The organism is Saliphagus sp. GCM10025334, assembly GCF_042663485.1.
GTDB lineage: Archaea > Halobacteriota > Halobacteria > Halobacteriales > Natrialbaceae > Natronosalvus.
Window position 1 is genome coordinate 1,199,054 of sequence record NZ_JBHTAF010000001.1, and the last position, 12,917, is coordinate 1,211,970.

A 12,917-nucleotide genomic window follows, 5' to 3' on the forward strand; every position below is an offset into this window, starting at 1 on the left:
GGTGATCTTCGATCCGAAACAGGAGACCTGGATGACGTAAGCCGGTACGTTGCTGTTCAGTCGTCGTCCATCGGCATCGTCATCGGTTCGACGCGCTCGCCGCGTGGGCCCTCAAGGTCCACGCCCGGAAGCAGGTCCCGGAGGTACAGCCCCGTGTAGGAGTTCTCGCTTCTGGCGACTGCCTCGGGGGTGCCGGTGGCGACGACCTCGCCGCCGTTCTCGCCGCCCTCGGGGCCGAGGTCGATGATGTGGTCGGCGTTCTTCACGAGGTCGAGTTCGTGCTCGATGACGACGACGGTGTTGTCGTTGTCAGTCAGGCGGTGGAGCACGTCGATGAGTTTGCGCTCGTCTTCCGAGTGCAGTCCCGTCGTGGGCTCGTCGAGCAGGTAGAGCGTGTTGCCCGTGTCCCGCTTGCCGAGTTCCTCGGCGAGCTTGATCCGCTGGGCCTCCCCGCCCGAAAGCGTGGTCGAGGGCTGGCCCAGTTTCATGTAATCGAGACCGACGTCTTTCAGGAGCTGGAGGCGACGGCGAAGCTGGCTCGAGGACTCGAAGAAGTCGTAGGCCTCCTCGACGGACATCTCGAGGACGTCCGCGATGGTCTTGTCCTTGTAGGTGACGTCGAGGGTGGCGTCGTTGTATCGGGCGCCGCCGCAAGCCTCGCAGGGGACGTAGACGTCCGAGAGGAAGTTCATCTCGATTTTGACGGTGCCCTGCCCGCCACACTCCGCACAGCGGCCCTCCTTGACGTTGAAGGAGAACCGGCCCTTCTCATAGCCGCGCTGTTTGGCGAGTTTGGTCTGGGCGAATAGCTCCCGGATGTAGTCGAAGACGCCGGTGTACGTCGCCGGGTTCGAACGCGGGGTGCGCCCGATGGGCGACTGGTCGATCAGTCGAACGGTCTCGACGTCCTCGATCCCCTCGATGGCATCGTGATCGCCCGGAATCACGGAAGTGTTGTCGTTCATCTCCCGTGCCAGCGCCTTGTATAGCACCTTGTGCATCAGGGTCGACTTGCCCGAACCCGAGACGCCCGTGATCGCCGTGAAACACCCCATTGGGATGTCCACGTCGACGTCGTCCAGGTTGTGCTGGCGGGCCCCGCGAATCGTCAGCGCGCCCTGTGGCTCGCGGCGCTCCTCGGGGACGGGAATGCCCTTCCGCCCGGAGAGATAGTCGCCCGTGATCGACTCCTCGCAGGCCTTCACTTCCTCGAGCGGTCCGTTGACGACGACTTCGCCGCCGCGTTTCCCGGGCCCAGGACCCATGTCGATGACCTGGTCGGCCCGACGCATCGTCTCCTCGTCGTGTTCGACGACGAGCAGCGTGTTGCCGATGTCTCGAAGCTCACAGAGGGTGTCGAGTAAGCGGTCGTTGTCGCGCTGGTGGAGCCCGATGGAGGGCTCGTCCAGCACGTAGAGGACGCCGACGAGGCCGGAGCCGACCTGGGTCGCCAGGCGAATGCGCTGGCTCTCGCCACCCGAAAGCGTCGAGGCCTCTCGGTCGAGCGTGAGGTACTCGAGGCCGACCTCGCACATGAAGCCCAGGCGGGCGCGAATTTCCTTGAGAATTTCCTCGGCGATGGTGAGGTCGCGACCCGATAACTCGGCCTCGAGCCCCTCGAAGTGCTCGAGGGCGTCGCCGATGGACAGGCGGTTGACCTCGTCGATCGAGGTCCCGCCGACGCGAACGTGGCGGGACTGCTCTTTTAGCCGAGACCCGTCGCAGGCCGGACACTCCGTGACGGCCATGTACTTCTCGATGTGATCGCGCGTGCCGTCGGAGTCGGTCTCGAGGTAGCGTCGGTCGAGGTTCGGGATGACGCCCTCGAAGCGCTTGGTCTTGCGGCGGATGCCGTTTTTGGTGCGGCGCTTGAAGACGACCTGGCGGTCGGTGCCGTAGAGGAATTGCTCTTGAATACTCGCATCGAGTTCTTCCCACGGCGTCTCGAGGCTCACGTCGAAGTGCTCGGCTACCGCATCGAGTCGCGTCTGGTAGTACGAGCGGTTGTAGCTCCAGGGTTCGAAGACGTGTTTGAGCGACTTCGAGGGGTCCTGGATCACCAGATCCTCGTCGACCTCCTTGGTCTTGCCCAGCCCCTCACACTCGGGACAGGCGCCGTGCGGGCTGTTGAACGAGAAGCTTCGGGTCTCGATTTCGCTGAACTGGAAGTCACTGTTCGGATTGCCCAGCGCCGTCGAGAACTCGACGGTCAGGCGGTCGTCGTCCTCACCAGCCAGGTCGCCCGTCGAGCGGGTGTTCGACCCCAGCTCGATCTCGTCACTTGGATCAGGGATGATGAGCTTGAGGACGCCGTCGGCCTCCTCGAGGGCCGTCTCGACGCTGTCGGTGATCCGGGGACGGGCCTCCTCGCTGATCTTCACGCGGTCGACGATTACGTCGATCGTGTGGTCGTAGTTCTTGTCGAGGTCGGGTTTCTCGGTCGCGAGGTCGACCTCCTCGCCGTCGACTTCGACTCGGGAGTACCCCTCGGTCAGGAGTTCCTCGAACAGGTCCTCGAAGGCCCCCTTCTGGTCGCGAACGATCGGGGCGGCAATCTTCGCGCGGGTGCCCTCGGGCAGGGCCATCACCTGCTTGACCATGTCCTGGGCGCTCTGGGTGCCGACCTCCTCGCCTGTGATCGGGTCGTACTGGGTACCGACGCGGGCGTAGAGCAAGCGGAGGTAGTCGTGCAACTCGGTGACGGTTCCGACGGTCGACCGGGGATTGTTCGCCGCGTTCTTCTGATCGATGGAGATGGCGGGCGAGAGCCCTTCGACGGTCTCGACCTGGGGTTTGTCCATCTGCCCCAGGAAATTGCGGGCGTACGCCGAGAGACTCTCGATGTAGCGGCGCTGGCCTTCGGCGTAGACTGTGTCGAACGCGAGGGAGGACTTTCCGGACCCGGAGAGCCCGGTAACGACGGTGAACGATTCGCGCGGAATCGAGACGTCGACGTCCTTGAGGTTGTGTTCCTGTGCCCCACGGACGTCGATCTGGTCCTTGCTCATCGCTGACCTCGTCTCGATCGTTCTCGCGGTCGTTCGGCGGCTCGATTCATGTACCATAGCCAGTAGCCGAAGCGACTTAACGAGACTGATAGCGGCTCATCGAGTGGTGTGATATCAGGGAACGCGGATCGCCGGAGCGGTCGACGATGCCGATTCGAGAGCGAACTCCGTAATCGGACGGTACGGTGAGCGTACACCCGCCTGGGAGGCAGATGCAAGCAACGCGTTCCTTTGAGTGAGTGTCGAACACCCTGTATGGTCGTTGCCACAGCCATCGTCTTCCTCGTCAGCCTGCTGCTCGGTGCGGTGGGCATCTACGTCGGGGCACGGATCATCGTCGGCGCGAAGAACTTCGATCACGCGATCGTCACCGCGTTGCTCGGCGCAATCGTCTGGACCGTCGCCGGGGCGCTCGTCGGGTGGATCCCGCTCGTGGGGCCGCTCGTCGCGCTCGTCGCCTACGTCGGCGTGATCAACTGGCGCTACTCGGCGGAGTGGACCGGCGCCGCGATGATCGCCCTCCTCGCGTGGCTCACCGTGTTTGCCGCGCTGTACGCACTCAGTCTGGCCGGCGTGACGGGGGTCGAGGCCACCGGCGTTCCCAACCTGTAACGTGTAGCGCCGGTATCGTCGGCCTCTCGCACGCCAATACGAAGCGCCCAGCGACAGAAAGTTCGAAACGCTTTCCCCAGTAGCTGTCTCGAGTCCGGTAGAGATGCTATGCCCCAGAGTTTCATCGCGGAGCTGGTCGTCTCCCACCCCGACCTCCCGTTGATGCCGACGCTGAACGATCGCCCGAACGTGACGGTCGAGTTGGAAGCGCAACCCCTGATCACCGTGGACGCAGACGAGGGGCCCGCCCTCTTTTTCTCCGTCGAAGGGACCGAGTTTCCGGCGTTCGAATCGGCGCTCGAGGCTGATCACACGGTCGTCGACTGGGAGGCCGTTACGGAATCCGCAGACCGTCGTCTCTACCAGATCACCCTCCGTTCGACCGCCAAATTCGTCACCCCCGAGACGGCCGCTCTGAGGGTTCACATTCTTTCCGTCCAAAGTGTCGACCAGGGGTGGCTGTTTCGCTTGCAGGCCGCCGATAAGGAGAGTCTCGGCGCCTACTGGCAGTATTGCCGTGACGAAGGGGTGCAGTTCGACCTCAAACGGATCTACAGCACCGATCCGCGGGCGCCACTCGGCGAGGGTCGGGGTCTCGAGGCCGACCTCACCGAACGACAACTGGAGGTCGCCCGAACTGCGGCGCGAATGGGGTATTACCGATCAGACGGAGCGAGTGCCGAAGCGGTCGCCGCGGAGTTGGGAATCTCTCGTTCGACGCTCTCCACGCACCTCCGGCGGATCATCGCCAAACTATTCGAACGGCAGTTCGGCGAATGACGCACGATACGGGTTAGCGTGCCTCTCGGGCACGTTTTCCGACACCATATAAAAGGGAGAACAATACGACGGCAGACTTGAGGCGCTGCGTCGGAAAACGATGGTAATGCCAGACGGAATCACGACAGTTGCCGACGAATTCTCCCCGACGAAACCGAGCCTCGCGATTGCCGCGCGGATCGCCGCCCGCGAGGGGACGAGTCCGGAATCCCTCTCCCCGCCGCTGTACTCCGTTATCGATCCGGAGGCGCTCGATTCGCTGTTCGACGCTTCGGCCAGCGGACGGCCGGACCCTCGAGGCCAAGTCACGTTCACGTACTGTGGGTACGAGGTCTGCGTCGACAGCGGTGGAGAAATCACCGTCTCGGATGCACCGCGCGCCAGTTCGAGTGGCAGTGAACGAAGCGACGGAAGTCAATCTCAGCACGCGGACTGACAGCATCCCACGACGAAAGCTGTGAGCGTCCGCTCGCTGCTCCGAAGAGTCCGTACTGGCGACTCGAGAATCAACCCAAACGAGCGCGTTCGGATCAGGAAGCGCGATTCCAGGACGAATTGTTTTCACTCCACTGGCCGCTCCTCACCCGAAATCCGACACCCGACCCGACGTCACGTAGAAGGGCACCGTCTCCGTCCGTTCGTAGGTGCCCGTTTGCATCTGCTCGATCACGTCCCGGCCCATCTCGCGCCAGGCCCGGCGCAGGTCGTCGTACCCCTCGCCGGTGAGGTCGCTCTCGAGCATCGTCGCCCGGTCGTCGGCCAGACCGGCCCCCGTCGCCTTCCGGCGGGCGACCGTCAGCGCGTGCTCGTCGTAGGGCGGGTCGATCGAACGGACGTGGTCGTAGCGCGCGGTGGTGACGTCCTCGAGACCGACGGACTCGAACACCTCTCGAGCGTCCGCCCCGAGGGTCACGTCCGTCTCGATGCCACCGAGGTAGGCCCGGCGAGCGCGGCGCTCGAGGGGAGCCTCTCGCGGGACCGTCGACTCGACGGTGACGGCCCCGTTGTCGGGTTCGACGGCGGCGACGCCCGCGCTCGAGACGCGGGCGAACTCCCGGACGGCCGCGGACGGGTCGGGCAAGTTGATCAGGAGAGCCTGGCAGAGCACGAGGTCGAAGCTGTCGTCGGCGAATGGGAGGCGGGTGGCGTCGCCCTGGACGACGGGGAGCCTGGCCCTCGCCTGCTCGGGACCCGACGAATCGCGAGCGAACTCGAGGAGCGATCGGTCGACGTCACACCCGACGACCTCCCCCGGGACCTCCTCGGCGAGGACGCGAGTGAGTTCGCCCGAGCCACAGCCCACGTCGAGGACGCGCTCGCGGGAAGCGAGGTCGAGACTCGAGAGGGCCTCGCGGGAGTCGGCCCACATGCCCTCGCGGGTCCGGCGGAGGTAGGCTTCGGAGAACGCGCGCACGCCTCGGGGTTGCGGGTGGTGGGTAAAAAGGCGTCTGGATTGTGGCGGGTGTCTCGAGGGTACGCAGCCGCTGCCGTGTCGAGTCAGTACTCGGGCAGCTTCGAACGACGTCGAGCAACCTCGAACGGCCTCGACCGACGGGGCGACGCCGATAGCCACAACCCAGCGGTACTGTCTGACTAGTACACTCACAAGAGGTACAACGCGCCCCACCGTACCGTAACTCGAGACCGATGCTCGAGACGCTCGGGATGGTACTGTTCGTGCTGGTGGTAGGGATCGTGCTGTTTCTCCCGTCGATCGCCATCCGCTGGTGGCAGTCGCGAGAACGAGACGACGACCGGGAAGAGTGAGAGAGACGCTGACGCGGCGTCTTGACCGGTCGAGCATACCTCGATGATCGATGATCGGGCCCGCCGTTCGACTCCAGCGCGCACGGGAACCGATCAGGCCTCGTCGGCGGTGTATCGAAACGCCCGAAGCACGTTGCGTCCGTCCTCGGTGAGGGTAACGTACTTCTCGCGACCGACCTTCTCGACCTCGAGGAACCCCTTCTCCAGCAAGGGATTCACGGCATGTCGATCCAGCAGTCGATAGTATCCCTTCCGCGTCGTCGCCTCGGACCGCGCGACGAACGGGAACGCCGCTTCGAGGGCGAAGTCGATCAGATCTGTCTTGCTTACCCCGCGATAGCGCCCGCTGGCCGTCTCCGACGTCTCCGCCTCGACGTGTGCCAGAAACGCAACGTGGACGTCCGACGGGCGTTCGATGGGGTACCTCGGCAGTTCGAAGATTTCTGCCACCTCGTCGTGAAGCGGTTCGTCGGGAATCCGCGACGCCTCTGGGCCGTACGATGGCCGGGCGTATATCGGTCGCGCGCCGGTCGCCATGCAGGCGATCATGCCCGCGATGGCAGTGATCTTGCTCCCGGCGGAGAGGTTGACGAAGACGTCGTCTTCGGCGTAGTCCGCGATCGCCTCCGAGATGGTCCCGAGCGTGTCGTACAAGTCGAAGATGTCGCACGATCGGCGGTCGACCGCGATGCGCTCGTTTTCCTCGAGTTCCTCGAGGAGTGCTCGAACGAATGGAATCTCCCGGTCGCCGCCACGGTACTCGATCGGGACGACGCGATCCGCCTTCCACCGCAGGATCGGTTCCTTCACTCGAGCGTACTCGAAGCCGAGCGGGACGACGTGAACGCGGTCGGTCACCGGCGAGTCGCGACTCATACGTGACCGTGTGCAGCGGATAGTAAAAGAAATCCGTTACCGTCGGTACTACCACTACGGCCGCCCGGCGACCTGCACGAGCAACGCGCCTACCATCACGAGGGCCATGCCGAGACCGTCCGTGAGCGTGAGCGATTCGCCGAGAAAGATCCAGCCGAGGAGCGCCACCTGCACGAGCATCGTGTTGTTGATGATGCTCGATTCTGTCGCGGTGAGCGTCTGTAACGTCCGGTTCCAGAGGGTGAACGCAAACGCCGTGTTGACGACTGCGAGCCAGAAGACGATGGCCCAGCTCCGGGCGCTCAGTGACGGGAGACCCTGCACGGCGGTACCCGTCCCGAGGAGAATCGTCGATCCCACTCCCATGCTGACCGTCGTTACGCCGAGCGCCGACAGCGTTCCGTCGCGGTTCGCGTACCGGCCGAGGATCGACGCGAGGGCGTTCGAGAGCAGTCCGACGGTCATGATACCGAGGCCGACCAGCGCGAGGACGCCGAGATCGAACGGGTAGAAGTAGACCCCGACGCCGACGAACAGGACCGCCATCCACAGCCACTGTCGTCGCGAGGCGCGCTCGCCGAGCAGCGGGACGCTACACAGGGCGACCACCGCGGGCGTGAACGTCAGGAGGAGGCTGACGGTCGCCGCTCGCAGATACTGGAGCGCGAGGAACTGCGCCCCTTGCGTGATCGTGTACATGAACAGACCGAGGACGAGCAGCAAGGCGAGTTCTCGCCGCTCGAGCCGTCGGACGGATCGGTGCCCGCCCTCGCGGAGAAAGAGCGGAACCAGAACGACCGTCGCCACGCCGTAGCGCAACCCCGCGAACGTCACCGCCGGAATCTCCTCGAGGCCGGCTTTGATGAGGACGTACGAGGACGACCAGAGGATGGTCACGAACAGCGCCTCGAGGACGGCTCGCGTGCGTTTCGAGCCGGATAGATCGAGAGATCCCTCCGTCGAATCCGCGTGGGTTTGCATCGAATGGAGGACGGCGGGCGACGATGGTAACAGTGTATCCGTTACTATCGTTACCGTCCGTTACCGTCGGCTGCCGCTGACGAGCCACAGAGCACGTCGGGGAAACGTGTAGAAGATAGGGAACTGCCTCTCGCAGCGTTCAGTAACTGCTCGTGTTCTCCCCGTTTCTGGCTCGGTTGATGGATGCGGTCTTCCTCCGCCTCAATGCAACAGCCGCTGTTACTCACGTTCTTCGTCCGGCGCCACCGCTTCGCCGTCATCCATCGGCCACTCGAGTTCGACTTCGAACTCGGCCTCGTCGTCGGTGACCTCGTACTCGACTTCCAGTTCGAAGCGTTCTGGAACGTCCACTGTGAAGCTGTTCTCCCCCTCGATGTCGATCGTCCCGTTCTCGACGCCGTCAGCGACTTCTCGCAGGATCGCCGCGCCATCCGTTCGGCTCATCACCCGCTCGCCTTCGCGTTCCGTTTCGTCGACTTCCGATTCTGCTTCGGCCTCATCTTCGTGTTCGTCGTCTGCCATACAGAAAGCACCACGGCTGCTGGTAAAATAGACGTGCTTTCAACGTCACTTCTCTGCCTCGAGGGTTCTGTCGAACAGAGGCGATACCGAGACTCCAAAACGAGTGTCGAGGCCGGGACTACTCCTCGCGCAGCTCTTTGACCTTCGCGATGTTCCAGGCGAAGCCCTTCCCGTCCTCGGTGGGCGTCTCGAGCGCGAACGGCAGGTCACGGAGGTCGGGATGGTTCACGATCGCGCGCATTCCGTCTTCGCCGATGTAGCCCTCGCCGATGAGCGCGTGTTCGTCCTTGTGGGTGCCCACGTCGTGTTTCGAGTCGTTGAGGTGGATGTACTCGAGGTGCTCGAGGCCGACCACGTCGTCGAATCGCTCGACGGTCTCGTCGACCGCTTCGGGCGTCGTGAGGTCGTTGCCTGCGACGAGGGTGTGGGCGGTGTCGATGCAGATACCGATGTCCTCGTCGGTGCGGTCGATGATTCCCGCGAGGTGCTCGAACTCCCCGCCCAGCTTGGTCCCGCTGCCGGCGTCGGATTCGATCAGGATGGTCACGTCCTCGGGCACCTCGAGCTCGTCGATGACGCTCGCGGCGTTGTCGAGGCCGCCCTCGACGCCCGCGCCGGTGTGGGCCCCGAGGTGAACGTTCACGTACGGGACGCCCAGCTGGTCGGCGGCGTCGAGTTCGGCCTGCATGCTCGCCATCGACTTCTCCCGGAGGCCCTCCTTGGGGGTACAGAGGTTGACCAGATAGGCCGAGTGGATCACCCACGGGCCCTCGAGCAACTCGTCGGTCTCCTCGCGGAAGCCGGCGGCGGCCTCCTCGCTGATCTCGGGCTGGGCCCAGACCTGCGGGGAGGTGGTGAAGATCTGTCCGCAGTTACCGCCGAATGCGAGCTGTCGGTGAACGGCGTTGCGGACGTCGCTGTACGGTGGCGTCTCCTCGTCAGAGGAGACGCGCGATCCGGAGATTGACACGTGTGCGCCGACGTGCATGGACATATCGAAAAGTCTGTATCCGGGGATCAAAGGTACTTCGAACCCGGCCAGGGAGACGAGCCGTTCCGGCGAGTTTCGAACGCACTCGTCAGACTGGTAGACTCGCCTTCGGGCGCCATGCCTCGTCCGTCCGCGCGCCCGTCTCCGCAAGCGCGTCGAACACCGTCTCGACGTCCGCCTCGGTCGTCCGGTGGCTGCAGATCGACATGCGGAGCGCCCGTCGACCGCGGATGGTTGTCGTCGTGAGGAACGCGAGGCCGCTCCGGACGACCTCGTCAGTGATCGCCTGGTTGAGTTCGTCCAGGTACTGGTCAACCCGCGCCAGTGGCACGTCCGGTGGGTCGGCCAGCGCGACCTGGAGGTCGTCGGGCACGTACCTGAACGAGTAGATGAACAGGTTCGGCTCCTGGACGGCAACGAAGTCCTCGTGATCGCGGACGAGCGTATCGAGGTGTTCGGCACAGCGAACGCTCGTTCGAAGTAGCTCCCGGTAACCCTCCAATCCGTAGTACTTCATGGACATCCAGAGCTTCAACGCGCGGAAGCCGCGGGACAGTTGCGGGCCAAACTCGTAGAAGTCGAACTCCTGGGGCGTCTCCGCGACCGATCCCCGGAGATACGACGCGTCCATCGCGAACGTCTTCGCGAGGCACTCCTGGTCGCGAACGAGCACTGCGCCACACTCGTAGGGAACGAACAGCCACTTGTGCGGGTCGAGCGTCACGGAATCGGCGCGCTCCATGCCGTCGTATCGCGACTCGAGTTCGGGAACCATCGCCCCCACCGCACCACACGCGCCGTCAACGTGAAACCAGAGTTCGTGTTCGGCACAGATGTCGGCGATGTCCCCAAGGGGGTCGATGGCACTCACGTTGATCGATCCGGCCTGGCCGACGACGCAGAAGGGCTCGGCCCCCGCTTCTCGATCGGTCTCGAGCAGCCGTTCGAGGGCGTCCACGTCCATCGTGAAGTCGTCGCGACTCGCCACCCGCCGTACGGCGTCGCGGCCGAGGTTGAGCATGTCTGCGGCCCGAACGACGCTCGAGTGACCCTCGTGGTCGGCGACGTAGAGCGTGTATCGCGGGCGGTCCCCCTGTAGCCCGGCCTCCGTCGTTTCGAACGCCGTGTGATCGCGCAGTGCGGTCATGAGGGCGGTGAAGTTGGCCATCGTCCCGCCGCTGGTGAGGAGGCCACCGGTGTCGGACGCGTAACCGATCGCCTCGGCCAGCCAGCGGACGCACCGCCGTTCGATCTCGGTTCCGGACGGTGCCGGATGCCACCCGCCGACGTTCATGTTGACCGTCGCCGCGATGGCATCGGCCAGCGGGGCGAGCGGCGTTCCGGACCCCATCACGAAGCCGAAGTACCGCGGCGAGGGGTTGTGGGTCGCGTACGGGATGACCGACTCCTCGACGGCGTCGAGGATACGTTCCGGATCCTCACCGCGCTCGGGAAGGGGTTCGTCGAACGCCGCGACGACGTCCTCGGGATCGGCCTGGACGTAGACGGGGCGGTCGTCGATGCGCTCGTAGTAGTCAGCGATCAGGTCGACGGTCCGGTAACCGATCGCCCGGAACTCGTCGGGGTCGAGGTCGCCCACCGGCCGATCCTGGGTAGCCATGACTGTGCAACTACACGTGGTAGGTTAACACTTGCCAAGGTCAGGGCACCTGCGACGCTCGAGTGGCCCTGGTGAACGACACGCTCAGTCGTTCAGTCGGTTGCGGCGCGCTCGAGCGACAGAACAAGATCTTCGCCCTCGCGTTCGAAGGTCGTTCCGTACTCGCTAGAAAGCGAGCGCATCCGCTCTCGACTCCACGCGGCCGCGTCGGGAGAAGCCGCGTGAACCGCACCATCGTCGATTTCGGTCGGGCGCAACCGGAGGTCCGAGATTCGTCCGTGGTCGCCGACTTCGAGTTCGAACAGGAAGCTTCGGTCGTTGCGGAGGCGTCGGTCGACCGCGTAGTCGTCGACGAAGTCACCGGTATCGTACAGGATCGGTTTTCCGTCGTGTACCTCGATGCCGTGAAAGACGTGGGCGCTGTGGCCGTGGACGACGTCGACGCCCTCATCGATGAGCCAGCGTCCGAACGTCCGGAACTCGTCGGGCGGGCGCTCGACCATGTTTGGGCCCCAGTGGAGCGACGCGATCACGAGATCCGGATCCGGTTCTCGAGCATGGGTGAGGGCTTCCCGGACGGTTTCGCGCGTCTCGTCCTCGTCGACGTCGATCCTGATGAACGCCGTGCCGGGCGTCGTATCGGTCGCGGCGTACTCGGGAACGTTGTCAGTGAACGCGACGAGGGCGATCACGAGGTCACCGACCGCGACGACCGCGGGGTCCAGCGCCTCCTCGGGCGTTCGTCCCGTGCCGGTGCGAGCGATGCCCACCGCGTCGAGCGCGTCGAGCGTATCGCGCAGTGCCTCCTCCTCGAAGTCGAGCACGTGGTTGTTCGCGAGCGCACAGACGTCGACGCCGGCGCGCTCGAGCGCGGGTATCGCCCACGCCGGGTCTGCTCGAAAGTGAAACGCCCGGTAGGTTCGGCGCCAGGGTTCTCCGCGCGTCGACAGGCAGCACTCGAGGTTGATGCACAACCCGTCGCAGGAACGAAGTCGGTCCAGCAGATCGCCCCACACCGCCTCGGGCGGTCGATGACGCTGGCGGGTATTTACGAGTCGGCCGAGCATCACGTCGCCGGTCAGGCCGATCCGGTACGCCATCGGGGAAACGTTCGACTCGAGAGAGCAAAATGCCCCGCCATCGCTCGACGCCGCTGGGGGAGCCGCACTGCTCGAGGTCGAAGCGCGTTCGACGAGCACGACCCGGACTCGAGTCGAGAGACCGACGTCAACGAGGGATAGCAGCGTCGTCGATCAGTAACACCGAGAGAGCGCCGCCAGTTGAGGAGGGGGTCGGGTGCGACGAGGTCGCCGGTAGCCACGCTGCCAGGGTCAGCCTTCGAAGCTACTGACGTGCTCGGGCTCGATCGAAATGATGACGCGTTCGGACTGGATCGGATTCGGGTACTCGTCCTCGCCCATGTAGCGCTGGGCCAGTTCGTCGATGTGTTCGCGCGCGCCGTCCGTCGTGACCTCGTCGACCTCGCCCGTCACCGACAGCATCCGGTAGGGGTTGTCCGGGTCGGTCATGCTGATCGCGATCCGCGAATCGTTCTGGGCGTTCTTCGTCTTCCGCCGGTCGCGTTCGGTGTTCACCAGCAGGCGATCCGCGTCGGCGTCGTAGTCGACCCACACCGGCGTGACGTGGGGTGCCCCGTCCGGGAGCAGGGTGGCGACGTGGGCGAACGTTTGTTTCTCGAACAGATCCTGGAAGTCGGTCGGGATCGATGCCATAACGGGCGTTCGATACCACAGAACTA

General features: G+C 64.6%; 12 protein-coding genes. 3 read left to right on the plus strand and 9 right to left on the minus strand.

Going from position 1 to position 12,917, the window contains the following annotated elements:
* Positions 1-56: 56 nt before the first annotated feature.
* On the minus strand, positions 57-3,008 hold the full coding sequence (uvrA, locus tag ACFQO4_RS05610; RefSeq protein ID WP_500259964.1) for an excinuclease ABC subunit UvrA: 2,952 nt from the start codon (positions 3,006-3,008) through the stop codon (positions 57-59).
* A 255-nt stretch (positions 3,009-3,263) separates the two neighbouring features.
* Here uvrA and ACFQO4_RS05615 point away from each other — a divergent pair, with 255 nt between their 5' ends.
* The 3 genes from ACFQO4_RS05615 (at position 3,264) to ddfA (ending at position 4,836) form a co-directional block, all read left to right on the plus strand.
* On the plus strand, positions 3,264-3,620 hold the full coding sequence (locus ACFQO4_RS05615) for a hypothetical protein (protein WP_500259965.1): 357 nt from the start codon (positions 3,264-3,266) through the stop codon (positions 3,618-3,620).
* 108 nt (positions 3,621-3,728) lie between these two features.
* Entirely contained in the window at positions 3,729-4,400 is a 672-nt protein-coding gene (locus ACFQO4_RS05620; RefSeq protein WP_500259966.1) for a helix-turn-helix domain-containing protein, read from the plus strand.
* A gap of 106 nt (positions 4,401-4,506) precedes the next feature.
* Positions 4,507-4,836, plus strand: coding sequence for a DdfA family disk-determining factor (gene ddfA, locus ACFQO4_RS05625; RefSeq protein ID WP_500259967.1), 330 nt, complete (start codon positions 4,507-4,509; stop codon positions 4,834-4,836).
* 144 nt (positions 4,837-4,980) lie between these two features.
* On the opposite strand, the gene ACFQO4_RS05630 is transcribed toward ddfA, so the two are convergent.
* The 8 genes from ACFQO4_RS05630 to ACFQO4_RS05665 all read right to left on the minus strand — a co-directional run bounded on the left by ACFQO4_RS05630 (position 4,981) and on the right by ACFQO4_RS05665 (position 12,891).
* Positions 4,981-5,814, minus strand: a complete 834-nt coding sequence (locus ACFQO4_RS05630; protein ID WP_500259968.1) for a class I SAM-dependent methyltransferase — start codon at positions 5,812-5,814, stop codon at positions 4,981-4,983.
* A gap of 446 nt (positions 5,815-6,260) precedes the next feature.
* Complete coding sequence (locus tag ACFQO4_RS05635; protein WP_500259969.1) at positions 6,261-7,043, minus strand: HFX_2341 family transcriptional regulator domain-containing protein; 783 nt, start codon at positions 7,041-7,043, stop codon at positions 6,261-6,263.
* Between the two features lie 54 nt (positions 7,044-7,097).
* On the minus strand, positions 7,098-8,024 hold the full coding sequence (locus ACFQO4_RS05640; protein WP_500259970.1) for a DMT family transporter: 927 nt from the start codon (positions 8,022-8,024) through the stop codon (positions 7,098-7,100).
* A 219-nt stretch (positions 8,025-8,243) separates the two neighbouring features.
* Positions 8,244-8,546 carry an amphi-Trp domain-containing protein gene (locus ACFQO4_RS05645; protein ID WP_500259971.1) on the minus strand — a complete coding sequence of 101 codons (303 nt, stop codon included), beginning with the start codon at positions 8,544-8,546 and terminating at the stop codon, positions 8,244-8,246.
* Positions 8,547-8,664: 118 nt separating this feature from the next.
* A complete protein-coding gene (locus tag ACFQO4_RS05650) occupies positions 8,665-9,534 on the minus strand; it encodes a deoxyribonuclease IV (RefSeq protein ID WP_500260467.1) in 870 nt (289 codons plus the stop codon).
* 91 nt (positions 9,535-9,625) lie between these two features.
* Positions 9,626-11,158 (minus strand): pyridoxal phosphate-dependent decarboxylase family protein, encoded by a 1,533-nt coding sequence (locus ACFQO4_RS05655; RefSeq protein WP_500259972.1) that lies wholly within the window; start codon positions 11,156-11,158, stop codon positions 9,626-9,628.
* A gap of 92 nt (positions 11,159-11,250) precedes the next feature.
* On the minus strand, positions 11,251-12,258 hold the full coding sequence (locus ACFQO4_RS05660) for a CapA family protein (protein ID WP_500259973.1): 1,008 nt from the start codon (positions 12,256-12,258) through the stop codon (positions 11,251-11,253).
* Positions 12,259-12,489: 231 nt separating this feature from the next.
* Entirely contained in the window at positions 12,490-12,891 is a 402-nt protein-coding gene (locus ACFQO4_RS05665) for a PPOX class F420-dependent oxidoreductase (protein ID WP_500259974.1), read from the minus strand.
* Between the last annotated feature and the right edge of the window lie 26 nt (positions 12,892-12,917).

What these genes read in the sequence shown, in the direction of transcription:
- ACFQO4_RS05665 (WP_500259974.1), bottom strand. Translation starts at nt 12,891, where the DNA reads ATGGCATCGATCCCGACCGACTTCCAGGATCTGTTCGAGAAACAAACG.
- ACFQO4_RS05655 (WP_500259972.1), bottom strand. Translation starts at nt 11,158, where the DNA reads ATGGCTACCCAGGATCGGCCGGTGGGCGACCTCGACCCCGACGAGTTC.
- ACFQO4_RS05640 (WP_500259970.1), bottom strand. Translation starts at nt 8,024, where the DNA reads ATGCAAACCCACGCGGATTCGACGGAGGGATCTCTCGATCTATCCGGC.
- ACFQO4_RS05660 (WP_500259973.1), bottom strand. Translation starts at nt 12,258, where the DNA reads ATGGCGTACCGGATCGGCCTGACCGGCGACGTGATGCTCGGCCGACTC.
- ACFQO4_RS05650 (WP_500260467.1), bottom strand. Translation starts at nt 9,534, where the DNA reads ATGCACGTCGGCGCACACGTGTCAATCTCCGGATCGCGCGTCTCCTCT.
- uvrA (WP_500259964.1), bottom strand. Translation starts at nt 3,008, where the DNA reads ATGAGCAAGGACCAGATCGACGTCCGTGGGGCACAGGAACACAACCTC.
- ACFQO4_RS05645 (WP_500259971.1), bottom strand. Translation starts at nt 8,546, where the DNA reads ATGGCAGACGACGAACACGAAGATGAGGCCGAAGCAGAATCGGAAGTC.
- ACFQO4_RS05615 (WP_500259965.1), top strand. Translation starts at nt 3,264, where the DNA reads ATGGTCGTTGCCACAGCCATCGTCTTCCTCGTCAGCCTGCTGCTCGGT.
- ddfA (WP_500259967.1), top strand. Translation starts at nt 4,507, where the DNA reads ATGCCAGACGGAATCACGACAGTTGCCGACGAATTCTCCCCGACGAAA.
- ACFQO4_RS05620 (WP_500259966.1), top strand. Translation starts at nt 3,729, where the DNA reads ATGCCCCAGAGTTTCATCGCGGAGCTGGTCGTCTCCCACCCCGACCTC.
- ACFQO4_RS05635 (WP_500259969.1), bottom strand. Translation starts at nt 7,043, where the DNA reads ATGAGTCGCGACTCGCCGGTGACCGACCGCGTTCACGTCGTCCCGCTC.